The organism is Candidatus Nitrosopumilus sp., from assembly GCF_965223225.1.
Lineage (GTDB): Archaea > Thermoproteota > Nitrososphaeria > Nitrososphaerales > Nitrosopumilaceae > Nitrosopumilus.
Window position 1 is genome coordinate 1,702,632 of the sequence record NZ_CBDCVU010000004.1, and the last position, 26,226, is coordinate 1,728,857.

Sequence of the window (26,226 nt, forward strand, 5' to 3'; positions counted from 1 at the left end):
AATTTATCAGAACATAATTTAAATCAGCATAAAATCAGATTTTTATGTAAATATTATTTATCTATATTATGCTAGTACTTGGTCAGGATGAAAAGGCAAAATATCCTTTTTTGACTGATGCAGGTGAATATCTAAAGGATAAAGGGTTTTCATTAAATGAATTTGGAACTGATCCTGTCCTTAAATTATCTGCAGAGAAAGCTTTTCATCGAATCAAGGTTGTTACAGAAGGCACTATTTACAAATCAGATCTAATTGACGGACAGGCAACAAAACCTCATATTCTTGAGAGAGAAGTTTTCTCTTTTCTTCTTGCTATTGTATTGATAAAATTAACGGGCATGTCTACTTTGATCAAACGATTTGCATTGGCCGAAGCCCGAAGAGCAGAAAAATATCTTGAAAAAGATTTGGGAAATGCCTCTGACAAATCCAAGATTGATTTGGCAACTAGAATAATTTATGATTTATTTAACATTGAAGTAATCAAACAAGGTGATTTTTTTGAAATTCCGGTTTCAGATTATCTAAAACATTCAGTAGCTTTTCATGAACGTGAATGGAAATTAATTAATCGACATGTTGAAAATGGTAAAGTTCTTCTTAGCCCAGAGAAAACAGTAAGACTAATTCGAAAAGAACTTGGCAATTATATTAGCTCAAAAATTACTAATGCACCCACTCCCCCTATGATTCCTGGACTTGAGTCAATGGTAGATGAACTAAATTCACTCTCTAAAAAATATACAATTTTTGCTGTATCTACTGGTGAATACCCTCCTTGTATAAAACATGCTATTGAAGTACTTGAAAAAGGTGAAAATTTGCCACATTCAGGACGATTTATGTTGGCCACTTTTCTATTATCTAAAGGTCAATCTGTTCAACAAATCGCACCCATGTTCAAAAATGCTCCTGATTACAATGAACGTGTTACTCTCTACCAACTTAATCACTTAGCAGGAACTTCAGGAAGCGGAACTCAATATTCCTGTCCTTCATGTGAAAAATTAAAAACACAAAGCCTGTGTTTTGCAATACCAGAATGTGATAATATCATTAGCCCTTTACAATTTGGAAAGAAGAGAAAGTAATGCAAGAAATTGATATTAAATTTTTAGAGGATTCATTTAAAGAATATTATTTCAAACATTTTGATTTGATCCATGTTCCTGAACGAGCATCTGAAAGAGAATTTGGTTTTCAGAAATTTAATTCTGGAATGACTCGTCATATATCGGTAAAAAATAACAAAGAACTTCATCTTTTGTTTATGCAAAATATTCCATCTGATGTTTATTGTTCAAATGCATACTATTCATTTCCTAATTTAGCTATGAATGAAAAAGAATGGAAAGAGGCTGATCTTATTTTTGATATTGATGCTAAAGATCTTAATTTACCATGTAGGAAAAATCATATCGTATCTATTTGTAATGAATGCAATACTGTTTTACAAAATTCTAAACAGTGTTTTAAATGCAATTCTACTAAACTAGAAAACAAATCCCTACCTTGTAAAATATGTATTAACGAATCAAAAAATGAAGTCAGTAAGTTATATCAAATTTTAACTGATGACTTTGCAATTCCAGAAAAAAATATCAAGACATTTTTTTCTGGAAACGAAGGCTTTCATGTATATGTCTATGACTCACAATTTCAAACTATTGGTTCCAGAGAACGTTCAGAATTGGCTGATTATATTTTGTTAAAAGGAGTAATTCCTGAAACATTTGGGATGAGAAAAATTAAACCAAATAGATCTGATTTTCCGGATTTTCATGAAAAAGGATGGCGAGGTAGATTTGCAAAGTATGTATATGGTTCAAAATCAAAGCGCTCAAAAATTATTACTGAGTTAATTGGAAATGGTTATGGTTCATTTCAAAAAACATTAGACAATTTTTCAAGTAAAATTGGAGTAAAAATTGATCCTAACGTGACGATGGACATTCATAGAATCTTTAGATTACCTGGATCTATCAATAGTAAAAGTGGTTTGACCAAAATTCTGTGCGATGATTTGACTAAGTTTGATCCTTATGTTGAAGCATCCTTACTAAGTGATGATACTATTGAAATCTATGCAAATTGTCCCATAGAATTCAGACTTGGACAGAAAAAATTTGGTCCTTATAACAAAGAAAAGGTAACCGTTCCAACCTATGCTGCGGTTTATATGATTTGCAAAAAACTAGCCACATTATCTTAATTTGCTGGTAAGACATTAATTTACCAAATCACAACAAAATTTGATTTTGTATAGCGCCTCTACTGATAAGCAAGCTCCACCTCCTGATGCTGGTAAATACATCAGGTTGGGTATTGTTGCTATTATTGGAATTGTAATTTTTACTCTTGTTGGCAATCAAGCGGTAATTTTATCAATGAATTTTAACGAATTTGGGGATCAATTCAGTAAACCTCTGTACTACACCCTTATTTCCACATTAATTTTATCTGCCATCTCTCTTGTACGTGTCAACATTGCTGGACGTTCTTCAATATTCTGGTATGGAATTAGTACTGCAATTGGTTTTCTAGGCAGAAGTGGACAACAACCCATATCCAGCAATATTCAAAGTTTTAGAGATTACAAATTAACCCCTGCACAATTTGTAATTTGGCAAATTACCAAGATTTTCCTATTTGGTGCATTTTTTGCCAATATTATGTTTGGATTTGCAGCAATGTCATTTATTGACGGAAACTATCTTGGAATTGAAAATCTTCCAAATCTCTTTTCCTTACCATTTGTAACTCCTGATACTGATCCTGCTTATGCTGCAGATAAGGTCGTCCCAATGATTCCAGCTTTAGTAATTTTGATTCCGCCAATTCTTGCAGCTATAGGTATGAGATTAGTTTTGTATGTAGGCTTGCATAGAATTATTAACGTTATCACGTCATATCTTCAAGATTCTAATGATGGCAAACCAAGATATCTAAATTATGTTTCAACTATAGAAGGAATACTCGGAATTGGTGTTTTATGGGCTGGGTTTAATCTCTTCTTTACAGATCAAATTGATTATAATACACGTTACGTAATTGGTGGTACTTTAGTAATTGGTTCTGCTCTTATTGCTTTTTCAATAGTTGATAGAATTAGAGCACGTGTCCTTACCCATATGTTCAAACGTGATGTTTACATTAGATTCTTAACAATAATTGCAATTGCTATTATTGTACTGGGAGTTGTTTCTGTTAACAACAGCATCGCTGACGCCAAAAAAATTGAATTTCTTGGCCCATATACAGCACAACAAATTGGCGTAAATCGTTATCTAGGTGAATTAACAAATGTGCAAGAAAATATTCATGATGTCAAGCTGACATCTGTTTCTCCAAATAATATCAATAACTATGTTAAACAAAATAGTGATGTTCTTGATGTAATACGAGTATGGGATTGGGAGGCTGCCTTTGCCAAATTAAAACCTGAAATTGGATTAATTCCGTATGTCGATTTTGAAGATAACGATATTCTTCGTTTCAATAATACACTGTATTGGACTGCTTCTATGAAGCCAATCTTACCAACATCAGTCAGCTTAGAAAATAGATGGTATAATGAACACCTTGTATATACTCATGTTCCAGATGGATTTTTAACTTTAGAGGCTACTAGTGGCCAGATTGTTGATAGTAGTGAATTTTTCCAACAGAGGGAAATCTACTACGGTGAAGGTGGATTATTTGAGCAAACTTGGTCTGCATACCCAAACTCAAGAGGCTCAAATAGTGCAGAGCTAGGAGGAGCATCTTATGCCGGTACAGGTGGTTTGGATATTTCGCCTCCTCTAAGCTGGATATTTGAACCTAATTTCTTGTTGTCATTTCCTGCCGAATCTGTTCACATTATGCGCTATAAGGATGTCAACGAGAGAATGGAAACCCTTTATCCATATTTCCTATACGATTTGTTTGGAAGAGAACTAGATTCGTTGCCTGTTACTGATGGCGAAAACTCCTATTGGTTAATTCCATTGATTATTGGTTTTGATACTGGTGATGTTCCTTGGTCAGTAGGTAATCCTTACCTTAGATTAGTTGGATATGCTTTAGTCGACTCTTATAATGGTGATATTCAACTCCTGAAGACTGGAAATGATTTCTTTTCTGAAATGTTTGCAAGTCAATATTCTGAGCAATTTGAACCTATGCCTGCATGGTTAGAAGAACAGATTAGATATCCTGTAGAACTATTTAATTGGAAAACTGAGATGTATAACATCTATCATGTAACGAATGTTGAGACATTTATCCAGGCTAATCAATTTTATGAAATTCCACGTGGCCTTGACACATATTATGTAGAAGCAAAACCACCTGGTTTTGAACAAACCGAATTTCTTGGGTTACTTTCATTAGAATTAAAGGGATCTCAGGGAAGAAACCTTGCCGGCTACATGGTAGTTGAAAATGATCTAACTAATCTTGGAAATCTACAATTCTATGAAGTTCCATTAAATTCAACTACAAAATTGATAGGACCTACAGCTGTACGTGAGGCTCTTGATAGGGATCCTGAATTTGCCCAACTAAAGACGCTTTTGAGAAACCCAAGAATTGGTGATAATATCCTTTATCGTGTTGGTGCTCATGATATTTACTTTATTCCTGTTTATACTGCAGGCGCAGGTGGAGTCGTTGCTCAATTAGGTACAATTGCAGCCGTAGGTGCTGCTTTTAATGGAGAGTATTTTGTTGGTTTGGGTGACACCCAAGAAAAAGCGTTTGAAGCTTATCTGAAAAAAGTTTCAGGTGTTGCTCCAGCTATTACAACACCAGATAGTGACTATGTTGAACTAGATAGAGTTGATAGAATTGATGTTATTCGATCTGTATTCAAAGAAAATGGAATTACAATTGCTGAACCAACATCAATTCAAATCCCATTATCATTTAACGAAGGAAGTATGTTCTTCTTTACAGAGAATGATCGTGAGAGTACCGAAAAGTTCATTGATAAGTTCATTGATAATTTCGTGAAACCAAGAAGTGATAGGGTATTCATGTGGGAAGAAGGAAATGATCTTAACATAGGTACAGTCTATGTTAAAGATGAAGTACCAGAAATGCACTATATCTCAATTGAGGTAGGTAGCTAGTTGCTTCTTGTTGTAGATAATGGCTCTATCTACACAAAGCAACTAACAGATTTCTTAGAAAATAAGGAGATTCAATTTAAAAAAGAAACTCCTGAATCCACTTCTCTAGATTCATTATCGAATTATCACTCCATTATTTTATCTGGAAGAAGAAAAAATAATAAAAAAATAAATGAAATAAATTCAAAAATTATTTTTTATTGCATCAAAAACAACATCAAATTACTTGGAATTTGTTATGGTGCAGAAATTTTAGCTCTGACCTTGGGTGGAACAATAAAACAAAGTAAATCTATTCAAAAAGGAAATCAACGTATCAAAGTATTTGAAAATAATTTTATCTTGAATAATTCTTTGAATGTATTTGAAAGTCATAACTTTGAAATATCAAAATTACCTGCTTCTTTTACTCATCTGGCTGAATCTGAAAATTGTAAGTATGAAGTTATACAATATCGAAATCAATTCATTTTTGGAACTCAATTTCATCCAGAAATGAGTCCAGACGGTCATGATCTTATTGAAAAATTCTGTTCTCTTTGATTGATTTTAATAACTCTTCTAATTCTCTATATTCGTGGACGAAGAAAATCACGAATTATTTTTACCTCTTGTTGAAGAAGAAAACATATGTCTACCTTTACCAATAAATGCAGTCTCACAATATTGGAATATTCAATTACCAATGAGTGAAGCAATAGAGACGGCAAAAAAATACGGTGCATTTAGTGGGAGTATAATGATTGAAGGTATTGAATCTGCAGAACGACATGGCCTACAATGTAAAATTGTTAGTTCATCTTTATCTGAATTAAAAAAAATAATTGATTCTGGAATTCCTCCTATTGTCCTTTTACCAGGAATTCCTGAAATTACACAACATGCATCAATAATCACAGGATATAGTGATGAAGAAAATACCATATTTCATTATGTTCAGAAAGGCACACAAGAGGGAGAGCAACAGGAAGGAGTAATCCCACAGAATATTTTTGATGATGAATGGTCTGAAGAAGGAAGACTTGTAATAATTTTAGCACCTTCAGAAATATTATCTAAATTGATGTTTGAAAACATATCAAGTGATCAATCAAACAGATTGTGTTTTGCAGCTGAACGATATAACATTCTACAAAATCCAGAAAAAGCACTAGAATCACTTAAACAAGCACTAGAAATTTCTCCTGATAATTCTGTTGCTTTACATCTTATGGGGACAATGCTTAGTACACAGAATTCTTCTGATTGCATTAATCTATTTGAACAAAGTCTAAAATCTAATAAAAGATCTTATCTGTCTTATAATGGCCTAGGAAATTTTTATCTCAAAACAAATCAATTTGAAAAAGCAGAAAATTTTTACAACAAGGCTATTGAAATCAATCCAAAAAGATCGGCAAAAATTTACAAGAACCGTGCATATGTTAGAGAAAAATTAGGTAACATTTCTGGTGTCAAAGATGACTTGAAAAAATACTTGAAAATTTTTCCACGAGCTCCTGATAGAGGCATAATTGAACAAGCTATAAGAGAACTCTGAGTGCGGAGTGCGGGATTTGAACCCGCGGCCTTTAACTTGGGAAGCTGACGTCATACCAGACTAAACTAACTCCGCCACATACACTTCAGCAAATATAATTAAATATCTTCATCATACAATAATTGTATGGATGCAAGATGTCCTGAATGTGAAAAAGTCGCTATTCTAGATGATGCTATTACTAATGTAAAATGTCCTCATTGTAATTTTCAGGCAGACTATGATACTTATTTAGAAATCATGAAAGATCAGGCGATCAATATGTCCTCTGAATATATTCCCGATCGACCTGGACTTTAATCACCAATAGTTTCCTTTATCTGAACAATCAAGATGAGCTCCACAATTAGGACAAAACATGTGACATGCTTGCATGTCAACCATCTTATTATCACATCTAGGGCACCTTATCTCTTCATTCACACTCAAATTTCTTAATCTATAGTTAAAAAATAATGTCCAAAGGTTAATTAGTCGTTCAATTTTTTTTTGCAAATACATGGCAAACTTCAAGCTTACGATTTCAGACATCAAAGGTAAATCTATGTCCAAAGAACTCAAGGACAGTGATGCTAATCCTCTATTGGGCTTACAACTGGGTAATGAAACTGACGCCTCTATAGTTGGATTAAATGGAAAACTAAAGCTAACAGGAGGTAGTGACAAATCCGGTGTTCCTATGAGAAATGATATTCATGGTGCAGCAAGAAAATATGTTTTACTTTCTAAAGGAGTTGGTTTACAAAATGCTGAAACTGGTCAAAGAGTGAGAAAGTTAATGCGTGGCAATACAGTATCTGAAGAAATCTATCAAGTAAATTGTAAATTTGATGGAGAATTACCCGTTGAAAAAGCTAGTGATGAATCTGAAAGTACTGAGGAATCAGCTCAAGATAAAAAAGAATAACTTAACATATACCAATTCTATCTTTTGACTCATGCACTGGAAAGAGACTCTCCCTGATTGGTATGTAAAAAAATATGGTTATCAACCATGTGTAAACATTGGTACCGCAGGTCACGTAGATCATGGCAAAACAACTCTTATTCAAGCATTAACTGGATCTTGGACTAGTGTACATAGTCAAGAATTAAAACGTGGAATTACAATTCGTGTTGGATATTCTGATGCCGCATTTTACAAATGCAAAAGCTGTGAAGAACCATTAGGATACTCTACAACCCCTAAATGCAATAATTGCGGAAGCGAAAGTGAATTATCTAGAGTTGTTAGTTTTGTAGATAGTCCTGGACATGAAAGCTTAATGGCCAACATGCTTTCTGGCTCTGCGTTAATGGATGGTGCATTATTATTAGTTGCAGCAAATGAAAAAGTTCCTAAACCTCAAACTAAAGAACATCTATTAGCTCTCCAAACTCTTGGTATTCAACAAATTATTATTGTTCAAAATAAAGTTGATTTGCTTTCCTACAAAGAAGTCTTGGCAAACTATCAAGATATTACAAAATTTGTAAAAGGAACTACAGCAGCAAAATCACCTGTAATACCAATTTCAGCTCAATCTGGATTAAATATTGATGCTCTAATTGGATCAATTGAATCAACAATAAAAACACCTGAAAGAGATGAGAAAAAGGATACAGTAATGCATGTGTTAAGATCTTTTGATGTGAACAAGCCAGGTACAAAACTAAAAAATATTCGTGGTGGTGTTATTGGAGGAAGTTTGACTCAAGGAGTCTTTAAAGTTGGAGATGAAATTGAGATTAAACCTGGAATAATCAATGAGAAAAAGAAGTCATATGAACCATTGCTAACTGAAATTACCTCACTGGGCACCGCTGCAGGAATAGTTGAATCTGTAAAACCTGGTGGCCTAGTGGCAATTGGTACAAAACTAGATCCATCTATGACTCGAAGCGATTCATTTATTGGATCCGTAATTGGAAAACCTGGAACACTTCCTGAGAATTCTTCAACAATAATTCTAACTGTAAACCTATTTGACTCCGCAGTTGGGGTGACTGAAGATGTTAAAGTACAACCAATCCAATCTGGCGAACTTCTTCGACTCAATATTGGAACTGCTCCTGTATTAGGAAAAGTTACCAAAATCAAATCGAAGAAAATTGAGATTGAATTGAGACGACCTGCTTGTATTTTTGAAGGTGGTAATGTAGCTATAAGCAGACGTATTGCTGATAGATGGAGATTAATCGGTGCCGGAATAGTTGGTTGAAGTAATCTGTGATACTAATTTCCTAATTCATTTATCCACTCGACGAATCAAAAATATTGATAACCTTGACCAGGAAATAGGTTCAATCTCTTTTGTTGTTCCAGAGGTAGTTTTATCTGAATTATTTAAACTACAAAGTATCTCTTCAAAAAAACAAGATATCACTGCAACGTTGGAATTTATAAAAAATATGAAAATAGTTCCCATTTTTGGAAGTTTTGCTGATGAGGAATTAATCAATTATGTAAAAACTCATAATTCTTTTATTGCAACCATGGACAAAATATTAAAAAAAAAGATAAAACAAGCTGGAGGCTCTGTAATTTCTTTTTCAAATAATAAAATTGTCTTAGAACCTTAGAAAAATTTAACTTGAAGAGATTGTCATGATTGTTAGTTATGTTACTTCAAAGTCTTGCTTTTAAAAATGGAGAAAGCATACCACGAAAATATGGTTATAAAAATGGGAATCATAGCGTTCCATTAAATTTTGCTGAAATTCCTGAGGGTACTAAATCACTAGCTTTGATTATGGATGATCCTGATGCAATGGGTGCAGTTGGAAAAGTTTGGGTCCATTGGATTTTGTGGAATATTTCTCCTGAATCCAATGAAATATCTGAAAATTCTATACCTCCAAATTCACTTGAAGGAAAAACAGATTTTAATGAAATTGGATATGGAGGACCAGCACCTCCTGATAAAGAACATACATATCAATTCAAGCTTTATGCATTAGACACACTACTGAACCTAGAGAGAGGCTCAAATAAACAAGAACTTGAAAAGTCGATGGAAAATCACATCTTAGCAGATACAAAACTTGAAGGAAAATACACTCCTTAATTCTAGTTTCGTATCAAATCAATTTTTTTTATAGAATCATTTCCAAAAAACTAAATTTTATTGATTTAGTCATATCTTTCAGCTAATCTGTATCTCATGTACTTATCATCAGGAGAAAATTTTGCCGGATGTGCAGAATTTGTTTCTTCTTTACATTTTGTACATTTGTCTTTTAATGTATATCTATTACACTTTGAACATTTTCTTAATTGAAATCTCATTTTAATTTTCCCTAGTTTTCTTTGAGACTTCTCTTGTAAACTTGAATGATCCTTTTTTCTTTTCTATATTGTTCTGAATTTCTGAAATAATTGGTTTGAGAGACTTTTCTGCAGATTTAAAATCTTCAGCTGTAATTGATAATCTATACTTTGGAGCACCTAAATATGTTATATCTATCGTGGGATCCTTTTTTAGAACATCCAACAATATTTTCTTAATAATTTCTACTCCTTGTGAATTATAGTTTGTAATTTCCATAATTCCTCTTATTTCAACTGAAGGTAGTTTGATTTTAGAACAAATTTCTTCAATAACACTTGCAGTTTTTTTTGCAAGCTTCAAATCTTTGACAACACCAATACCATTTCTTCCAATTTCAATAAAGGCATCATAAACAGAATCATATTTTGAATAAATGACATCTTCTAACTTTTCAATTTCTTCATCTGAAAGCTTTGCTTTTTCTTGTACATTTTGAAGTAAAGTTTTTCCTTTTTCAAACTTCTTTACTTCTTTTAATTTTTGTTTCTTCTGGTCGTTAGATACTTGTTTTAATGATAAATCGATATCTCCTCTATTGGGGTTTACTTTTTTTACAAGTAGTACCTTTTTCTCTCCATCTTTTACAAACCGATTTACCGATCTAATCCATCCCGGCGCAATCTCAGAAATGTGTAAAAAACCTTGAATATTTTCATATTCGTCTAATGTCACATATGCCCCATGATCCATTACTTTTGTAACTGTGGCAATAACAATTTCTCCTTGTTCAGGCATCTCTTGAATTTCTGTAGACATTTCTTCTAAAACTTCTACATGCGTAAATTAATGTTGCTAGTTAGAAATCAATTCCTTTTTTTGCTTTAATACCACTTTGAAAAGGATGTTTTATCTCTTTCATTTCGGTGACAAGATCTGCTATCTCAATTATTTCTTTTTTGGCGTAATTCCCGGTCAAAACCAAATCAACATCATAAGGCTTTGACTTTATGAGTTGCAGAACTTCGGTTAAAGAAACGAGATTTAAATTGACAGCATAGTTGATCTCGTCCAAAATTACAATATCATATTTTCCAGATTGAATTTTTTCACTACTAATCTTAATTGCTTCCTTTGCAATTTTCTCATGATCCTCCCTTGGACTTTTGTCATCAATAATGCCGACAAATCCTTTTCCAATTGCAACCATTTCAAACTTTGGTTCAAGTTTTTTTGATGAATCCATCTCACCGTAATGCCATGAACCTTTGATAAACTGTATCATGCAGATCTTCTTCTGATAACCAGTAGCTCTTAGTGCTAATCCTAACGCTGCAGTTGTCTTACCTTTACCTTTACCTGTATAGACAATAGTTAATCCCTTATCCATAGGATTTCCTTTTAACATCTAAGTAAAAAGATTAAGATTTTACAAACACTCGATTTAAATAAAAAAATAATATCATTCATGCAATTGAAAATTCCTAGAATTGTATTGGCAGGTGCAAGTAGTGGAGTTGGAAAAACATCCATTACTTGTTCAATAATTTATGCACTAAGAAAACACGGATTCTCTGTTCAACCATTCAAGGTTGGACCTGATTATATAGATCCAAGTTACCTTTCAAGCATTTCAAAAAATGAAACATTCAACTTGGATGTTTGGTTAATGGGTAAAAACCAACTTTTATCAAGTTTCATTTCTAATTCTAAATCAGATATTTCTGTCATTGAAGGTGTAATGGGGTATTATGATGGATTTGAAGGCAAGACTAACTATGCTAGCACTCATCATGTTGCCACGTTAACAAAATCTCCCGTAATTCTTGTTCTTGATGCAAGTAAAACTGCTCGTTCTATTGCTGCTACAGCTTTGGGATTTCAAAAATTTCATAAAAATTCTAGAATTTCTGGCCTAATTCTAAACAAAATAGGTAGCAAAAAACATGAGAATCTATGTAGACAGGCTTTACGAGTAACAAAAATTCCAATAATTGGAGTAATCCCAAAAGATCCTCTCTTAAAATTAGAATCAAGACATCTGGGATTGTTTTCTACTTTGGATAACAAAACATTATACAATAAAATCCAAAAGATATCAAAATCTATCTCAAAAAATTTTGATATTGATCAAATTATTAAAATTTCAAAAAATACATCTAAAATGTCTACCATTTCTTCATCTCATTTTAAAAAACCAAAAATCACAATTGCAGTAGCATTAGATACATCATTTAATTTCTATTATCGCGATAATTTGATGGCTCTTCAAAGAGAAGGGGCTTCACTAAAATTTTTTAGTCCTGTCAACGATAAAAAAATTCCAAACTGTGATGGATTATACATTGGTGGCGGATTTCCAGAAATTTTGGGTTCTAAATTGGCAAAGAACCAAACTATGAAAAAACTTGTTAAAAAACTTGCAGAAGATAATCTTCCAATATATGCCGAATGTGGAGGATTGATGTATCTGACAAATTCTATTTCATCTGACAATAAAAAGCATAAAATGGTTGGTCTATTTGACGCAGAAACTTTGATGACAAAAAAAATGACATTAAATTATACTAAGGGAAGAATTCTTCCTTCTATAATTTCTGAAAGAACTCATAATATACAGGGTCATGAGTTTCATTATTCAAAATTATCTTCTGTATCTTCTGATTCAAGGTTTGCCTATGAACTAAAGATAGGTGATGGAATTAAAAATTCTAAAGATGGTTTGATTCAATATAATTCTCTTGCATCTTACGGTCATCTTTATTTTGATAGTGCAAATTATGCAGAGATTTTTATTAAAAATTGTATGAAATATTCAAGAAGATGATTCTTCTCTAATCAGTTTAAAAATTGCATTTATTATTGCTGATGCTGACGAACTGCCTCCCTTTCTACCTAAATTCGTGATAAATGGTACTTCTTCTAGCTTGGATAGTTCCTCTTTTGATTCCGAAGCACAAATGAAACCTACTGGAATGCCTATGATTAGTGCAGGTTTGACAATTCCTTCTTTTACCATTTTTATAACTTCTTGTAGGGCTGTTGGTGCATTTCCTATGGCCACAACTCCTTTATCGATATCTGACTGCGCAGCCCTCATAGATATTTGAGAACGTGTCTTTCCTTCTTTCTTTGCTAATTCCATAATTTCAGGTTTGGATATATTGCAGACAATTTCATTTCCAAAATCTTTTGGATTTTGTTTGTTTAGACCACCTATCACTCCATTAACATCTACTACAATACTACAACCATTTTTCAAAGCATTTATTCCACTTTCAATCGCATCTTTATGAAAAATTATTTTATTCTTATTTGCAAAATCAAAATCTGCTGTGGAGTGAATAATTCTTCGTACAATGGGCCATTCCTTTTCATTGTATGGATGAGAACCAATCTCTTCTTCAATCATTTGCATACTTGCATCTTCAATTGATTGGCCTTTTTTAGTTTGCATCTTCTACCTCTTCTGCTCTCTCAATAATCAAATCAATAATTTTTTCATCAGTTCCAATATGTTTTGTAATAAAAGTATCTTTGAGATTTGATTCTTTTAATGCTGGTATAAGATCATTGTTAATATCGGTTTTAACATGAGCTCCTTCATGTAGAAAATAAAATACAATTATCAGTACTTTTGGTTCGTCTTTTTCACATTTTTTAATTCCTTCAAAAATATCTGGCTGTTCTATTTCTAACCAACATCGGCTAATATTTCTGTAAGAATCTTTTAGTTCATTTACAATATAATTTAAGGACATTTGTGCATTAGGATCTTTACTACCATGACCAATTATCAATACATCTACTTCTTTGTTAGGTAATTTGATGTTGTTTTCATTTAATGTAGTTGTAATTCTACTTTTAACAATGTCCACCAAAGTTTTGTGCATGCTCATTGGTTTCGTTATCAGAAACTTTACGTTGGTATTTTTTTGCATTTTCATTACATCGGTTACTGCAATTTTGACTTTTTTTCCTGGGTATAGGAAATACGGTACTATGGTTAATGAATCGATATCTTCTTTGAGACATTTTGCTACACCATCTTCGATATATGGTGGCTCCACCTCTAAAAAGCAAAAATCAGTTAAAACATAGTCCTTTTTTTCTTTAATTCCGGAACAAATCGTTTCTAATTCCTCTGATGCTTCTCTTTCCCTACTTCCTCTATCAATTATCAAAAGACCACGTTTCAATCTTCAATCCTCGCTATAGCTATAGTCAAATTTGGTGGGAATTTCTGTTTTTCTACAATTAATTTACCCCTTGACACTAAAATTGCAGCAGCTTCTGATACGCTTGCTGTCCCTTCAAAGGCTTTTACAGTTTCAGATGGATTAGGAGCTGTAACCTTAGCTAAATCTTCTCTGTTGATATATTCTACTGGAATTGCCATTTCTTTTCCAATATCTATTAGCCCTTGTACGTCTTGTGGTTTTTTTATGGAAACTAATTTTGCGATTGACTTTGAGCTAAGACCAAACTTCTCAAGACAGTTTTCGATTCCTTCTTTGATAGTTTCTTTTGATGTATCCCAATGCAAACCTATTCCTATCACTAGACTAGGTGGTCTATAGATAACTGATTTAGATGCTAAATCCTTTTCAATAATTCTGTCTGAAATTATTAAATTTGATTTAGAATTTGATTTTTCCAATTCTTCTATGGTTTCAAATATTGAGACATTTTTTGGTAATTGTTTGTACCAATTTTTTGTTCCTGCTTCTTGAAAAAGGCCAATTGGTTCTTCATTTACCATATCTGCACTAATTTTAGTTACATTTGAGTCATCCTCCATCCTCCATCCATGATCTTTTCCAACTAAATCTACTGCAATGGTCTTATTCACATCTGCAGCTGTAGTGATTACTGCCTGTGCTTGTAATTTTTCAGCAATTTTTTTTGTTAGCTCATTTGCTCCACCTATATGTCCAGATAAAGCACTAATTACAAAATTCATTTTATCATCGATAACAATTACTGCAGGATCAGTTTTTTTATCTATAAGATGAGGAGAAATTAATCTAATTACTGCGCCTAATGAAAATAAACAAATCAAAGCGTCATTATTCTTGAATAGTTCAATAATCTTATCTGATGTAGATTCTGAATACCATGTAATTGAATTGTCCTCATTTGAAAATTTAGACGGTGCAAAAATAGTCCATTTTGGAAAAAATTCTTTTAGTTTTTGTCCTATGTTTATGCCGTTTTTAGTAATCGCAAGAACTGAGATTTTTTCCATAACCAAATCTTTTCTGATTTAATAAAATACCTTACTCTGAAGACTTTCTTGCTAAAATATTTCCTTCAAAATCAAATAAGATCACGTCAATTGGAACTTTTCCATCGCTGTGTTTCTTCATGTGTTTATACACATTTGAGCAAATTATTTCAAAAAATCCCTCTATGTTATTCTCTTGAATTATTTCTGAAACATGTCTTGCTGTATTTGCTTTTTTTATTTCTTCGATTACTTTCTCGTCAGCATTAACTTCACTTGCTAATTCAGCTAAAAAATTCATGTCTACTTTTGAGCCTTTTACATGGGTTTGTTTTACTCCTGCTGCCATCTTGGCGAGTTTTCCAATAAATCCAACAACATATGCTTTCTTAATTTTTTTTTTACCACATTGCTGCATTGTATAACCAGAAAAGTCTCCCATCTGTACAAAACAGTGCTCTGGAAGATCTACAATTTTTTTTGCAAAATCTTCACTTCTTCCTCCTGTAGTTAGAACAACCGTATCGTTACCCATGGCAATTGCTACATCCAAATTTTGTCTAATGGATGCAGCATATGATGCAGTCGAAAATGGAATCACTATTCCACTGGTTCCTAGTATTGAAATTCCATCTTTAATCCCAATTCTTGGATTATCTGTTTTTGGTCCGAGTTCTTTTCCTTTTGGAACCGAAATTACTACTTTGATTCCTTTTTTACTGAGAAGGCTGTTTCCAGACTCTCTTAAATTCTCGATTATCATTTTTTTTGGAACAGGGTTAATTGCAGGTTTGTTAATTTCTAATCCTAGACCTGGTTTAGTTACGATTCCTACTCCTTCGCCTCCATCAATTTCAATTTCGTCTGTTTTTTCTGTTATTGATAATTTAACACAAATTTCTGCCCCATGGGTTACATCTGGGTCATCTCCCCCATCTTTTATCACAATACTTTCTGCTTCTTCAGACCCGAATTTACATGATTTAATTGGAATTTCAATATGCCCTCCTTTTGGCAATTTGATCTCTGTTTTTGTTATTTTTTTTTGATTAATTATAGACAATAATGCGGATTTAGCAGCAGCAGTTGCACAACTACCTGTCGTATATCCAGTTCTTAGTTTTTTACTTTTTATTTCCACATTGCATTTACTACTTGATACTGTATTAACTCTTATTTGATAAAATCAAATATTTCTTAATACATTTAAAATTAATAAAAAATTCAAATCCTTATGAATGAACCCAAAAAAATTGTTATTACAGGAGCTTCTGGATTTGTTGCAAAAAATATAAGAAAATTTCTTTCTTTGAATCATTATAAACTAATTTCTATTGCAAGAAACAATTTTAAGAAATATAAAAATGAAGAAAAAATCATCTTAGAAAAATATGATGATCCATCTCTTCTTAATAAAATTAAAAATGTAGATGTTTTGATACATTTGGTAGGAACTGGAAAACAGTCAGTTGATTCTGATTTTGAATCAATAAATGTCGGTTTGACTAAACATTTTGTTAATTTATCGAAAAAAACTAAAATAAAGAAATTCATTTATTTTAGTGGATTGGGAGTTTCTTCTACTACTCCTTTAGGTTATTTTATTTCTAAATATAAGGCAGAGATTCTAATCCAAAATTCTGGATTAAACTATACAATTTTCCGTCCTTCATACATAATAGGAAAAGATGATTTGTTTACAAAATATCTCAAGAAACAAATTCAAAATAGTTCAATAGAAATCCCAGGTTCGGGAAAATTTCTAATTCAACCTATTCATATCAATGATGTTGAACAAATTGTTTTGGAATCTATTTTAGAAAAAAAATTTGATAATCAAATCTTTGATTTAGTTGGACCTGAAAAAATATCATTCAAAGATTATGTTAGATTATTTTCTAAAAATTCAGATGTTTTAGTAAAAAAAATTAATTTAGAAGATGCATTTCATAGAGCCATTCATACTTCAAGTTCTGAATTTGGAGTTGATGATCTTAATCTATTGTTAGGTGGGTTTACTGGAAATCATGAGAAACTAAAAGAAATTTCTGGAATAAAATTTCAATCAATCTTAGGTCTTTTAAAGGCCTGCTGATTGTCTTAATGCACTTGCCTTATCAGTTTTTTCCCATGTGAATTCCGGCTCATTTCTTCCAAAATGTCCATACGAAGCGGTTTTTCTATAAATTGGTCTCTTTAAATCTAATTGTGATATTATTCCAGATGGCTTCATATCAAAATTCTCTCTGACTATTTTTTCTATCTGATTTTCTGCAATTTTGTTTGTTCCAAACGTATTGACGTACAATGAAACTGGTTCTGCCACTCCTATTGCATATGCAAGCTGTACTTCACATCTTTCTGCAAGTCCTGCAGCTACAAGATTTTTTGCAATGTATCTACACATGTAACATGCTGATCTGTCTACTTTGGATGGATCTTTTCCTGAAAATGCTCCGCCACCATGTCTTCCAAATCCACCATATGTGTCTACAATAATTTTTCTACCTGTTAATCCAGCGTCTCCATGGGGCCCACCAATAACAAATTTCCCAGTGGGATTGATGTGAATTTTAATTGAATCATTCCAAAGATTGCCTAAAACCGGTTTGATCACTTTTTCGGTAATTTCTTTTGTGATTTCTTCTTGTGAAACATCTGGCGAGTGTTGAGTTGAAATTACAACTGTTTCAATTTTTTTTGGTTTGTTGTCCTCATATCTGACAGAAACCTGTGATTTGCCATCTGGTCTAACCCAAGACAATGTATTATTTCTTCTAACTTCAGAAAGTCTTTGAATTAATTTATGAGCTAGTAAAATTGGCATTGGCATTAATTCTGCAGTTTCATTTGTGGCATAGCCAAACATCAATCCTTGATCTCCTGCACCCTGTTCTTTATCTTCAGTAGCTGTTACTCCTTGACTGATGTCTGGGCTTTGTGAATGTAATCGTAAATTAATCTGACATGTATTGGCATCAAACATCAAATCCTTGCTATCGTATCCTATTTCTCTAATTATCTTTCTTACAAGCTCTTCCTGAGATTTTTTATCAAGCTCAGCTTTAGATGTAACCTCACCTGATATTGCAACGAAGTCCGTAGTGACCATTGTCTCTACAGCTACACGAGAATCAGGATCTTGTCTAAGATATTCATCTAAAAAAGCATCTGAAATATTGTCACATATTTTATCTGGATGGCCCTCAGTGACAGATTCAGAGGTAAATAGAAAATTATTAGGCATAAAATCACCCCAAACTAACTAGAGTTCATTTTCTAGTTTGATAAATAATACATTGTTGCCCCTTACTATTACTCGTCCATAGTTTGCAATTGTTTTACCATCATGAAGTTCTTCTGCATCTGTCATAATCAAGTTCATGTAGGAATCTACATTATCCATTTTTCCTTTGTATTCTACTTCATTTTTTAGTCGTACGGTGACTTTCTTTTTTGTACTTTTTTGAAGAGTTGTTAAAGGTCTTTTTGCACTATTTGATTGGGACACTAATTATTCACTTGTTTTGCAACTTTGTTCTCTAGAATAAAAGCCTTACCTCCTTTCTAAAAATTGTAATTCCTTAAATTTTTTCTTAGTTTTTAAAATATTATACAAATGATTTCTACTGGTCTGCAAAAATTAGATAAATTTCTAGATGGAGGAATTCCTGAAGGTCTAATTGTAGATATCTTTGGAAAAAATGGAACCGGAAAAACTCAAATGCTATTGCAACTTACTTTTAATTCTGTCAAGAATGGTGGACATGTTTTATATTTTGATACCACTGGAGGCTTCAGACCAGAGAGAATACTTGAAATTCAAGAACAATCCAAAACTAATCAAAATTTTCTAAATTCAATAACCATATCAAGAATAAGAAATACCTCTGAGCAATTAAAATCCATAGAAAATCTTTCAACAAAAAATTATTCTTTAATTGTAATTGATAACATAACTGATCTTTTTTCATATGAATATAAAAAACCAGAATCAATTTTTGAAAAAAATTTTTTATTTATGAAATACATGCATAATCTTTCCCTACTGGCAACTAAAAATAAAATCCCTATTGTTATTACAAATATGGTTAGAAATATTGAAGGTAAGGAAATCGAAAATATGAATACTGCAATCAATCAATTCACTCATATCAAAATTCATCTCTTCAAAAAATCATCTAAATTTTCAGGCATTGTTTTTTCTCCTTTTAAAAAAGAATCTTTTTCATATGAAATACATGCATCTGGAGTATCAAATTGTTCTGAAGATATTTAACATCTAATAACAAAGCCTATCAATGAGAATTGTTGTCGATTTTACTTCAACATTTATTGTAATTTGTATTCTCTAATCTCTGGTGTTTTGATATGAAATTTGAAAATAAAATAGAGTCAAATACAAACAACCTTGAATTATTATTTGCAAATTTTGGATTTTCCAAATTAACTCAAATACAAAAAAAGGCATCACCTGTAATTTTACAAAAAAAAGACTGTCTTGTGATTGCTCCAACTGGTTCAGGAAAAACTGAATCTTCTGTCATACCAGTTTTTTCTACTTTAAAAAATTCTAAAAAAGAAAAAAAGATCAAAGCACTTTACATTACTCCTTTAAGAGCATTAAATCGTGATGTATTCAGAAGAATAACAAAATATGCTCATTCTAATTGTCTGTCCATTGGAATTAGACATGGTGACACCTCTCAAAAAGATAGAAAACAAATTAGTGATAATCCTCCTGATATCTTAATTACTACACCCGAAACTCTTGTAATTCTTCTGACTCAAATTAAGATGCTTGATGCATTATCTGATCTGGAATGGATAATTATTGATGAAGTGCATGAATTACTATCAAGTGAACGTGGTTCTCAACTTTCATTAAGTATTGAACGATTGGAATATAATTCAAAATATCCACTTACTAGAATTGGGCTTTCAGCAACAATTGGTAATCCTGAAGAAGCAGCAAAATTTGTCGTAGGAACAAAAAGAAAATGTAAGATAATCCAAGATAATTCAATTCGAAAATATGATGTAGAAATAAAATATGTTGATGGAACTATTTCTGATGTAGCTGACAAAATAATAGAATATGTTTTAGAAATAAGGCTAGATTCTCCTATTCTTTTGTTTACTAATACAAGAGGTGAAGCAGAATTTCTAGCTGCTGTTTTAAAAGAAAAATCTTCTATCCCAATAGAATTACATCATGGTTCTTTATCTAAGCAAGTCCGCGAAGAAACTGAATTAATTTTACGGGAAGGAAAATCTGGGATTGTTGTATGTACGTCTTCGCTTGAATTAGGATTGGATATTGGTTCTGTTGAATTGGTAATTCATTATGGTTCGCCAAGACAAGTATCAAAATTTGTTCAACGTATAGGAAGAAGTAGACACAATCGTAATGAATCAGCCAGAGGTCTAATCATAACTAATAGTCCTGATGATGAATTCGAAGCTCAAGCCATTCTTAATCGTATACAAGAGGGTTCAATTGAACAGCAAACAGTACATAGTGATTCCCTAGATGTTTTGGCTCACCATTTGGTGGGACTAACCATGCAAATAGGTGAAATTTCTGTTGAACAAGCTTTCAAACTTGTAACTAAATCATACCCATTTAGGAATATACGGATAGATGATCTTGTAAATGTATTAGATCTACTTGATTCTAATTATCTAATCTTTTTTGACAGAACAAAAATGACTTTTTGGAAGAAAGGCCGATCATTCAAATATTATTTTGAAAATTTGTCTACAATTCCAGACATACTTAAATTCAAAGTTTTTGACAGTGTTGGAAAAAAAATAATTGGTTCTTTAGATCAGAGGTTTGTAGGCGATTTTGGAGATTCGGGAAATGTCTTTGTATTGAAAGGTTCCCAATGGAGAATACTAAACGTTGATGAAAAATCTTTTACCGTAAATGTTGAGCCTTTTAGAGGAGGAGAAAATACAGTTCCATATTGGGAAGGTGAAAGTATTCCCATTGATTTTAAAACGGCACAAAAAGTTGGACAATTTCGTAGTAAGGTAAAGAAGAATATGTTGGAACTCAATAACAAAATAGTTGAAAAATTAAATTTTGGTGAATTCATCGATGAAAATAACATTACCATTGAATCTAACAAAATACAAGGATCAATAGTGATGCATTGTTGTTTTGGAACCAAAATTAACTCCACATTGTCTTCCCTTCTTTCGTCCATGTTGTCTTCTCTATTAGGATCTATAGTTGATTCTCGTTCAGATGGTTATCGAATTGTTTTGTCTTCTCACTCTAGAATTTCCGAAAAATTATTTCTCGAAGTTATAAGGGATGATTATGATCTTTATTCCATCGTTGGTGCATCTTTAACTGGAACTCACAATGTAAATTGGAAGACCTGGTGTGTAGCCAAAAAATTTGGAATTGTAGGAAGAGGAGCAATTTATGAAAAAAAATCTGCTCGTTTCTTGTATGAAAGATATTCTAAATCTGTATTAGTTCGTGAAGCACTGCGTGAATTATTCCATGATAAATACGATCTTGAAAATACTGAAGATATTCTGTCAAAAATTCGTAAAAATGAAATTTCTGTCAAGTGGATTGAGGTTGATAAATTTTCCAAATTAGCTGAACCCATTTTAGATCACACTGCAAAATACTATTCGTCACCAGCAAATCTTGATAAGGGAATTCTTGATCTTGTTAAATCCAGATTAGAGAAGACAAAACATAGATTAATTTGTGCTAGATGTGGAAAATGGGAACGTGTTGTTGAAACACGCGAAATTAAAGGTCTTTTAGCATGTCCATACTGTAAAGGTAGGCAGATTACTGCCACTTTTTATTCAGATTATGATCTCCCGTCAATAATAAAAAAGAAGCATGCTGGCAAAAAATTATCCAAGGAAGAAAAGCACAAATTTATTCGTGCTTGGAAAGTTTCTTCTTTAGTTGAAAATTTTGGTAAGACTGCAATAGTTGTACTTTCTGGATATGGGATAGGAGCTGATACTGGAGCCAGAATACTACGTAACATGATTGATGAAGAACACTTGTTTAAACAAATCTATGAAGCAGAACGACAATATATTGTAACAAGAGGTTTTTGGGATTCTTAATTCTTCTTTGTAATTTTAGAGAATGATGTTAAAAATAATTCTACTCTACCTTCAAGTCCTGATTTTGCGTTAAGTCCTGTTATTGAAATAATTTCTCCCAATTCACATTTGTCTATTAGTCTAGCTTGATTTCTCCAACCTTTTACCCAAATTTGACCTGTATCATCTTCAACAAACATTTCAGCAAGTAAGATTGATTCTCCTGTTTTCGTTTGAACTTCTCGTCGTTCGGGAATCTTTAAAATTATTGCTTCAATACAATAACTAGAATCTACTTTTACATCTTTGATTTTTGTTCTAGCTTGAGATAGTTGTGGAATCGAATCATCATCGTCAACTTTTCTTACAAAAGAATTTTCGTCTAATGTAATTGAATTACCATATATTTTTGATGGCATACACTCTATTACATCTCCTTCACCACAAATACTAGTAGAATTTGAAAAGTCACTAATATTGTAAAGATTATTTTTTTTATCCATTCCAATAATCATATTATTTCCATTCTCAGTTGTTGAAATTGAAAGGACTCTTGCAATAATTGGTTCGGCCTCTTTTCCTCCCTCAATCTCAATAATTGTGGCGTCATTTCCATGAATTTCTAATCCATTATTACCACTTTTTACTTTCACTCCTAGTAATCTAACATTAGCAGATTGAGAAATCATATTTGGAATTGATGACTCATCCTTACCCCAAATAACTACTTTCACTCCAATCCCATCCTTTCCTTTTAATTTCATTCTTAATGCTGTGCCTGGTTGGCCTCTGGAATTAGTAAACTTCATGCCACTGATTATCCCATCAATAACTCCTGAAATCACAAGATCTTTCTGTCCTTCTTTTAATTCACTAACATTTTTTGTAATATTCTCAATTGTCGGAATTTTACTTTCGGAATCTGCAGCTTCTATGTTTGAGCCTGAACCTATGTTTATTGTTGGTGATCCATCAAGATCTGATTTTACATATGCTTTTATGATTTTGACTAAATCTCCTGGCCTAAGATCACTAAGCCCTGGTAAATTGGCCTTTTCATCCCATAACTTTACACTTGCAGTTGAATTTTCATCATATACTGTCATTGTCCTTAAATAAAATGGAGAACCATCTTTTCTAGAAAATTGTTTTGTTGGTGATAAATTCAAAACTCTGGTTTCTAATGAAATCTCTTTTGCACCTGCATACAGATCCTTTAACCCAATTTCAACTTGTGAGGGTTCTGATAATGTGATTCCATAATCTGACGCAATTAAAAATAGCGCACCTTGATCTGTCAAGTATCCTGCACCTATCTTTTCTTTCTTTAGTTGAATTTGTTCAATAATTTCTTCTTTTGACAATTCTGGTTTCTGTTCCAAAAGTTTAGTAATTAGATCTTCTAATTCCGTCAATTTATTGTTGATAAAATGTTTCTATTAATAACAATTTCATTATTATGTTGTCTTAGAAAAATAATTTTATCTCTTCAAATTTGATTTTGAAGATACTTTGCTTATACTCATTAACTAAATTAATAGGAAAGATCGTACCTTGTGTGTGTCCTGTATTGATGTACAATGCGTATCAAAATTGTATGGATCAATCAAAGCAGTTGATAACATCACTTTATCTGTAAAGCCAGGAAAAGTGTTTGGTTTTTTAGGACCAAATGGGGCGGGGAAATCTACCACAATTAAATTACTTACAACTTTGATGCCCCCTTCAAATGGCTCTCTTTCTATTTTAGGAATTGATGCAATTGCAAATCCCCTACAAGTACGTCACAAAATAGGAGTTGTTTTACAGCAACCAAGCTATGAACCTACTTTATCTGTTGAAAAATCACTTGACAAGTATGGTATGATGTGGAATGTATCCAAAAATGAGCGTAAAAAAAGGATGGAACGATTATTGGTGGACTTTGATTTAAACGAAATACGAAAAAAGAGAAATGAAGACCTGTCCATTGGCCAAAGACGTAGAGTTCAGGTTGCACGAGAATTTATGCATGATATGGAATTATTGTTCCTAGATGAACCCACTGTGGGTTTAGATCCTACTGCCAGAAGAAATCTTTTGGATTATTTAAAAAAAAGAGTAAAAACTGGTTTAACTATTTTTTACACTACTCATATTCTAAGTGAAGCTGAATATCTATGTGATGAGATTGCAATTATTGACAAGGGAAAAATTATAACCATTGATTCTCCAGATGCACTAAAAAATAAATTTGGAAAAGAAAAAACTATTAAAATTCATTTACTAAAGAAGCATCCTGATGTTTCATCCATGTTAAGTACAATTTCAGACTGTGAAATTAATTTTAAAAATGGAACAAACATAATTATTCATTCAGAACAATCGGAACTTGTTTTATTACAAATATTAAAAATTCTTAACGACAACGGTATTGAAATTGAGGATCTATCTGCAATGCCAACAAATCTTGAAGAAATATTTCTAAAAATGGTGAGAGAAAATTCATCCGATAATTAGATTAGTGAATAGGAATCTAACCATTTCCTTGAATCCTGGATTTTTAATATGGCAAGTGATTTTTCCTCTTATCTACATTTTTGTTGCAGGTTTTGCATATGCACCATTAATTCAACAAGTTCCATTTGGTGTTAAAGATCTTGATTATCCTGCATTCCTTGCTTCTGGAATGATTGGGTTTAACATTATGAATAGTACACTAGTATCTGGAATTATTATTTGGAATGATAGACGACATGGCATGTTCGAACAAATAATGTCTGGTCCTTTTACTCGAAGTCATTACATACTAAGTAATATTTGTACAATAGGAATAGTTGGCTTAGTTAGTGCATCTTTAATTGCTTTAGTTGGTTATCCTGTATTTTTTGAATCAGTTGAAATGTCATACTTCACAATTCCATTAATCATCTTTGGAGCAGTTGTAGGTTCTGTCTTGTTTGGTTCACTAGCGTCAATTATTTCAACTAGATTACGTTCAAGTGAAGGGTTTAACGTTATCATTAATACTGTTTTTCTCTTTTTTGCTTTTGTTAGCACTGCATTTTATCCCGTAGAAGGTGTTCCTGAACCTTTACGATCTGCATTTTTCTTAAATCCCTTGACCTACTTAGTAGATATTATTCGAGCAGGGATCTTTGGAAATGTAACTGAATTTGTTATTTTTGAAATGGTGATACTTGCTTTTCTTGCATCCGTCTTTTTTATTATTGCTTCCAAACTTCTCACGAAATTAGATTTTTAGTAATTTTTATTGTTTTTTGAATTTTTCATATAATTCATTAACTTTTTTTATCATTTTTAGGTCTTCATTTTCCAGTAAACTGAGGTTTGGAATTACACAATGTCCACCAATTATCCCTGGATACATTTTAGGTCTATTTCCTAAATTCGAATGAATCTCATCTGCAAATTTCCACATTTCATCAAAGTCGATGCCTTCTTTTTGACAAATCATTTTTGTAATTTGGGCATAGTTAATTAACCATCCATAATATGTTGTGTCAACTAGTATCTTTGCATATTCTGCAGTTTTTGTAGTTGACATCAAATCTATCTTATGAAATCTTTCTTCTAGCTCTTTTTTTGTTTCTTCGTTTATAGGACTATCTGACGAAATAAATTTTGTATATTTTTTCATATCTTCCAGAAATCTTCTATGCACCCCACGAACTGGAGAAAATAAAATTGGAATTTTAGATTTTTCTTGAATTTGTTTTGTTGTTCCTGGTCGTATGGTTGAATGAATTAAAACCATTTTCAAATTTGGCAATTTTTTAATCCATTCTGATACGATATCTACAAAATCTTCCAACTCTCCTGGAAGACAAACATGAAGATATTCCGGATTTTCTTTTAATGAATTTTCTGAATAATTTTTACATTTTTGCTCGTCAGCATCAATTCCAACACAATTAAATTTTCTTTCCAAAAGTAGATCAAACAAAGTTTTTCCTACTTCACCCATTCCCAAAATGATCTCTGTCATGTTATCTGATTTTA

At 32.2% G+C, this 26,226-nt stretch carries 28 protein-coding genes and 1 tRNA gene; 16 read left to right on the forward strand and 13 right to left on the reverse strand.

From position 1 onward, the window contains the following. The first annotated feature begins 68 nt into the window (after positions 1 to 68). Genes ACOQN3_RS10775 through ACOQN3_RS10795 form a run of 5 tightly spaced genes read left to right on the forward strand, consistent with a single transcriptional unit; the run spans position 69 to position 6,657 of the window. Positions 69 to 1,094: a DNA primase gene (locus ACOQN3_RS10775; protein WP_420546448.1), complete on the forward strand. Its 1,026-nt coding sequence runs from the start codon at positions 69 to 71 to the stop codon at positions 1,092 to 1,094. Continuing rightward, positions 1,094 to 2,215, forward strand: coding sequence for a DNA primase small subunit domain-containing protein (locus ACOQN3_RS10780; RefSeq protein ID WP_420546449.1), 1,122 nt, complete (start codon positions 1,094 to 1,096; stop codon positions 2,213 to 2,215). Before ACOQN3_RS10775 ends, ACOQN3_RS10780 begins: the two co-directional genes overlap by 1 nt. A gap of 46 nt (positions 2,216 to 2,261) precedes the next feature. Then, positions 2,262 to 5,117 (forward strand): UPF0182 family protein, encoded by a 2,856-nt coding sequence (locus ACOQN3_RS10785; protein ID WP_420546450.1) that lies wholly within the window; start codon positions 2,262 to 2,264, stop codon positions 5,115 to 5,117. After that, positions 5,118 to 5,660, forward strand: a complete 543-nt coding sequence (locus ACOQN3_RS10790) for a type 1 glutamine amidotransferase (protein ID WP_420546451.1) — start codon at positions 5,118 to 5,120, stop codon at positions 5,658 to 5,660. Between the two features lie 34 nt (positions 5,661 to 5,694). Then, positions 5,695 to 6,657 (forward strand): tetratricopeptide repeat protein, encoded by a 963-nt coding sequence (locus ACOQN3_RS10795; RefSeq protein WP_420546452.1) that lies wholly within the window; start codon positions 5,695 to 5,697, stop codon positions 6,655 to 6,657. 1 nt (position 6,658) lies between these two features. Here the strand turns inward: ACOQN3_RS10795 and ACOQN3_RS10800 are convergent. Next, positions 6,659 to 6,732 (reverse strand) — tRNA-Gly (locus ACOQN3_RS10800). A 51-nt stretch (positions 6,733 to 6,783) separates the two neighbouring features. On the opposite strand from ACOQN3_RS10800, the gene ACOQN3_RS10805 reads away from it, so the two are divergent. After that, entirely contained in the window at positions 6,784 to 6,957 is a 174-nt protein-coding gene (locus ACOQN3_RS10805) for a zinc-domain-containing protein (protein WP_420546453.1), read from the forward strand. Here the strand turns inward: ACOQN3_RS10805 and ACOQN3_RS10810 are convergent, their stop codons facing one another. Further along, entirely contained in the window at positions 6,958 to 7,080 is a 123-nt protein-coding gene (locus ACOQN3_RS10810; protein ID WP_420546454.1) for a hypothetical protein, read from the reverse strand. A gap of 76 nt (positions 7,081 to 7,156) precedes the next feature. Here ACOQN3_RS10810 and ACOQN3_RS10815 point away from each other — a divergent pair, with 76 nt between their 5' ends. The 4 genes from ACOQN3_RS10815 to ACOQN3_RS10830 are packed head-to-tail and all read left to right on the forward strand — an operon-like array spanning position 7,157 to position 9,704. After that, positions 7,157 to 7,564 carry a S6e family ribosomal protein gene (locus ACOQN3_RS10815; protein WP_420546455.1) on the forward strand — a complete coding sequence of 136 codons (408 nt, stop codon included), beginning with the start codon at positions 7,157 to 7,159 and terminating at the stop codon, positions 7,562 to 7,564. Between the two features lie 31 nt (positions 7,565 to 7,595). Beyond that, positions 7,596 to 8,858 (forward strand): translation initiation factor IF-2 subunit gamma, encoded by a 1,263-nt coding sequence (locus ACOQN3_RS10820; protein ID WP_420546456.1) that lies wholly within the window; start codon positions 7,596 to 7,598, stop codon positions 8,856 to 8,858. Further along, positions 8,851 to 9,219, forward strand: coding sequence for a PIN domain-containing protein (locus tag ACOQN3_RS10825; protein WP_420546457.1), 369 nt, complete (start codon positions 8,851 to 8,853; stop codon positions 9,217 to 9,219). Before ACOQN3_RS10820 ends, ACOQN3_RS10825 begins: the two co-directional genes overlap by 8 nt. A 38-nt stretch (positions 9,220 to 9,257) precedes the next feature. Next, complete coding sequence (locus ACOQN3_RS10830) at positions 9,258 to 9,704, forward strand: YbhB/YbcL family Raf kinase inhibitor-like protein (protein WP_420546458.1); 447 nt, start codon at positions 9,258 to 9,260, stop codon at positions 9,702 to 9,704. Between the two features lie 65 nt (positions 9,705 to 9,769). On the opposite strand, the gene ACOQN3_RS10835 is transcribed toward ACOQN3_RS10830, so the two are convergent. From ACOQN3_RS10835 to cobO, 3 genes are read right to left on the reverse strand one after another with little or no spacing between them, the layout of a single operon-like run. Further along, positions 9,770 to 9,925, reverse strand: coding sequence for an RNA-protein complex protein Nop10 (locus tag ACOQN3_RS10835; RefSeq protein ID WP_420546459.1), 156 nt, complete (start codon positions 9,923 to 9,925; stop codon positions 9,770 to 9,772). A gap of 1 nt (position 9,926) precedes the next feature. Beyond that, the gene (locus tag ACOQN3_RS10840; protein WP_420546460.1) at positions 9,927 to 10,724 is read right to left on the reverse strand and encodes a translation initiation factor IF-2 subunit alpha; all 798 of its coding nucleotides are present in this window, start codon (positions 10,722 to 10,724) and stop codon (positions 9,927 to 9,929) included. Positions 10,725 to 10,764: 40 nt separating this feature from the next. Beyond that, positions 10,765 to 11,295: a cob(I)yrinic acid a,c-diamide adenosyltransferase gene (gene cobO / locus ACOQN3_RS10845; protein ID WP_420546461.1), complete on the reverse strand. Its 531-nt coding sequence runs from the start codon at positions 11,293 to 11,295 to the stop codon at positions 10,765 to 10,767. Positions 11,296 to 11,379: 84 nt separating this feature from the next. On the opposite strand from cobO, the gene ACOQN3_RS10850 reads away from it, so the two are divergent. Next, complete coding sequence (locus ACOQN3_RS10850) at positions 11,380 to 12,732, forward strand: cobyrinate a,c-diamide synthase (RefSeq protein WP_420546462.1); 1,353 nt, start codon at positions 11,380 to 11,382, stop codon at positions 12,730 to 12,732. On the opposite strand, the gene ACOQN3_RS10855 is transcribed toward ACOQN3_RS10850, so the two are convergent. From ACOQN3_RS10855 to ACOQN3_RS10870, 4 genes are read right to left on the reverse strand one after another with little or no spacing between them, the layout of a single operon-like run. After that, complete coding sequence (locus ACOQN3_RS10855) at positions 12,721 to 13,362, reverse strand: precorrin-8X methylmutase (RefSeq protein ID WP_420546463.1); 642 nt, start codon at positions 13,360 to 13,362, stop codon at positions 12,721 to 12,723. The genes ACOQN3_RS10850 and ACOQN3_RS10855 overlap by 12 nt on opposite strands. Then, positions 13,352 to 14,104 (reverse strand): sirohydrochlorin chelatase, encoded by a 753-nt coding sequence (locus ACOQN3_RS10860; protein WP_420546464.1) that lies wholly within the window; start codon positions 14,102 to 14,104, stop codon positions 13,352 to 13,354. The genes ACOQN3_RS10855 and ACOQN3_RS10860 overlap by 11 nt, the downstream gene beginning before the upstream one ends. After that, positions 14,101 to 15,153 carry a cobalt-precorrin 5A hydrolase gene (locus tag ACOQN3_RS10865; protein ID WP_420546465.1) on the reverse strand — a complete coding sequence of 351 codons (1,053 nt, stop codon included), beginning with the start codon at positions 15,151 to 15,153 and terminating at the stop codon, positions 14,101 to 14,103. The genes ACOQN3_RS10860 and ACOQN3_RS10865 overlap by 4 nt, the downstream gene beginning before the upstream one ends. Positions 15,154 to 15,184: 31 nt before the next feature. After that, complete coding sequence (locus tag ACOQN3_RS10870) at positions 15,185 to 16,273, reverse strand: cobalt-precorrin-5B (C(1))-methyltransferase (protein WP_420546466.1); 1,089 nt, start codon at positions 16,271 to 16,273, stop codon at positions 15,185 to 15,187. Between the two features lie 93 nt (positions 16,274 to 16,366). On the opposite strand from ACOQN3_RS10870, the gene ACOQN3_RS10875 reads away from it, so the two are divergent. Beyond that, positions 16,367 to 17,227: an NAD-dependent epimerase/dehydratase family protein gene (locus ACOQN3_RS10875; protein ID WP_420546467.1), complete on the forward strand. Its 861-nt coding sequence runs from the start codon at positions 16,367 to 16,369 to the stop codon at positions 17,225 to 17,227. Here the strand turns inward: ACOQN3_RS10875 and metK are convergent. Beyond that, positions 17,213 to 18,379, reverse strand: a complete 1,167-nt coding sequence (gene metK, locus ACOQN3_RS10880) for a methionine adenosyltransferase (RefSeq protein WP_420546468.1) — start codon at positions 18,377 to 18,379, stop codon at positions 17,213 to 17,215. The genes ACOQN3_RS10875 and metK overlap by 15 nt on opposite strands. An 18-nt stretch (positions 18,380 to 18,397) precedes the next feature. Continuing rightward, positions 18,398 to 18,643 (reverse strand): U6 snRNA-associated Sm-like protein LSm6, encoded by a 246-nt coding sequence (locus tag ACOQN3_RS10885; protein ID WP_014964213.1) that lies wholly within the window; start codon positions 18,641 to 18,643, stop codon positions 18,398 to 18,400. A 108-nt stretch (positions 18,644 to 18,751) separates the two neighbouring features. Here ACOQN3_RS10885 and ACOQN3_RS10890 point away from each other — a divergent pair, with 108 nt between their 5' ends. Both ACOQN3_RS10890 and ACOQN3_RS10895 read left to right on the forward strand, forming a co-directional pair. Continuing rightward, positions 18,752 to 19,411 (forward strand): ATPase domain-containing protein, encoded by a 660-nt coding sequence (locus ACOQN3_RS10890; RefSeq protein ID WP_420546469.1) that lies wholly within the window; start codon positions 18,752 to 18,754, stop codon positions 19,409 to 19,411. A gap of 92 nt (positions 19,412 to 19,503) precedes the next feature. Beyond that, on the forward strand, positions 19,504 to 22,245 hold the full coding sequence (locus ACOQN3_RS10895) for a DEAD/DEAH box helicase (RefSeq protein WP_420546470.1): 2,742 nt from the start codon (positions 19,504 to 19,506) through the stop codon (positions 22,243 to 22,245). Here the strand turns inward: ACOQN3_RS10895 and ACOQN3_RS10900 are convergent. After that, positions 22,242 to 23,639: a single-stranded DNA-binding protein gene (locus ACOQN3_RS10900; protein ID WP_420546471.1), complete on the reverse strand. Its 1,398-nt coding sequence runs from the start codon at positions 23,637 to 23,639 to the stop codon at positions 22,242 to 22,244. The genes ACOQN3_RS10895 and ACOQN3_RS10900 overlap by 4 nt on opposite strands. Before the next feature lie 145 nt (positions 23,640 to 23,784). Here ACOQN3_RS10900 and ACOQN3_RS10905 point away from each other — a divergent pair, with 145 nt between their 5' ends. Both ACOQN3_RS10905 and ACOQN3_RS10910 read left to right on the forward strand, forming a co-directional pair. Continuing rightward, positions 23,785 to 24,723, forward strand: a complete 939-nt coding sequence (locus ACOQN3_RS10905) for an ATP-binding cassette domain-containing protein (protein WP_420546472.1) — start codon at positions 23,785 to 23,787, stop codon at positions 24,721 to 24,723. A gap of 4 nt (positions 24,724 to 24,727) precedes the next feature. After that, positions 24,728 to 25,468 carry an ABC transporter permease gene (locus tag ACOQN3_RS10910; protein ID WP_420546473.1) on the forward strand — a complete coding sequence of 247 codons (741 nt, stop codon included), beginning with the start codon at positions 24,728 to 24,730 and terminating at the stop codon, positions 25,466 to 25,468. 6 nt (positions 25,469 to 25,474) lie between these two features. On the opposite strand, the gene ACOQN3_RS10915 is transcribed toward ACOQN3_RS10910, so the two are convergent. After that, positions 25,475 to 26,212, reverse strand: a complete 738-nt coding sequence (locus ACOQN3_RS10915; protein WP_420546474.1) for an NAD-binding protein — start codon at positions 26,210 to 26,212, stop codon at positions 25,475 to 25,477. Positions 26,213 to 26,226: the final 14 nt, after the last annotated feature.

Bases quoted from the DNA above. Each gene is read 5' to 3' on its own strand.
- ACOQN3_RS10775 (WP_420546448.1), top strand. From the start codon at position 69: ATGCTAGTACTTGGTCAGGATGAAAAGGCAAAATATCCTTTTTTGACT.
- ACOQN3_RS10820 (WP_420546456.1), top strand. From the start codon at position 7,596: ATGCACTGGAAAGAGACTCTCCCTGATTGGTATGTAAAAAAATATGGT.
- ACOQN3_RS10805 (WP_420546453.1), top strand. From the start codon at position 6,784: ATGGATGCAAGATGTCCTGAATGTGAAAAAGTCGCTATTCTAGATGAT.
- ACOQN3_RS10875 (WP_420546467.1), top strand. From the start codon at position 16,367: ATGAATGAACCCAAAAAAATTGTTATTACAGGAGCTTCTGGATTTGTT.
- ACOQN3_RS10895 (WP_420546470.1), top strand. From the start codon at position 19,504: ATGAAATTTGAAAATAAAATAGAGTCAAATACAAACAACCTTGAATTA.
- ACOQN3_RS10865 (WP_420546465.1), bottom strand. From the start codon at position 15,153: ATGGAAAAAATCTCAGTTCTTGCGATTACTAAAAACGGCATAAACATA.
- ACOQN3_RS10840 (WP_420546460.1), bottom strand. From the start codon at position 10,724: ATGTCTACAGAAATTCAAGAGATGCCTGAACAAGGAGAAATTGTTATT.
- ACOQN3_RS10780 (WP_420546449.1), top strand. From the start codon at position 1,094: ATGCAAGAAATTGATATTAAATTTTTAGAGGATTCATTTAAAGAATAT.
- ACOQN3_RS10830 (WP_420546458.1), top strand. From the start codon at position 9,258: ATGTTACTTCAAAGTCTTGCTTTTAAAAATGGAGAAAGCATACCACGA.
- ACOQN3_RS10835 (WP_420546459.1), bottom strand. From the start codon at position 9,925: ATGAGATTTCAATTAAGAAAATGTTCAAAGTGTAATAGATATACATTA.
- ACOQN3_RS10890 (WP_420546469.1), top strand. From the start codon at position 18,752: ATGATTTCTACTGGTCTGCAAAAATTAGATAAATTTCTAGATGGAGGA.
- metK (WP_420546468.1), bottom strand. From the start codon at position 18,379: ATGCCTAATAATTTTCTATTTACCTCTGAATCTGTCACTGAGGGCCAT.
- ACOQN3_RS10915 (WP_420546474.1), bottom strand. From the start codon at position 26,212: ATGACAGAGATCATTTTGGGAATGGGTGAAGTAGGAAAAACTTTGTTT.
- ACOQN3_RS10815 (WP_420546455.1), top strand. From the start codon at position 7,157: ATGGCAAACTTCAAGCTTACGATTTCAGACATCAAAGGTAAATCTATG.
- cobO (WP_420546461.1), bottom strand. From the start codon at position 11,295: ATGGATAAGGGATTAACTATTGTCTATACAGGTAAAGGTAAAGGTAAG.
- ACOQN3_RS10855 (WP_420546463.1), bottom strand. From the start codon at position 13,362: ATGCAAACTAAAAAAGGCCAATCAATTGAAGATGCAAGTATGCAAATG.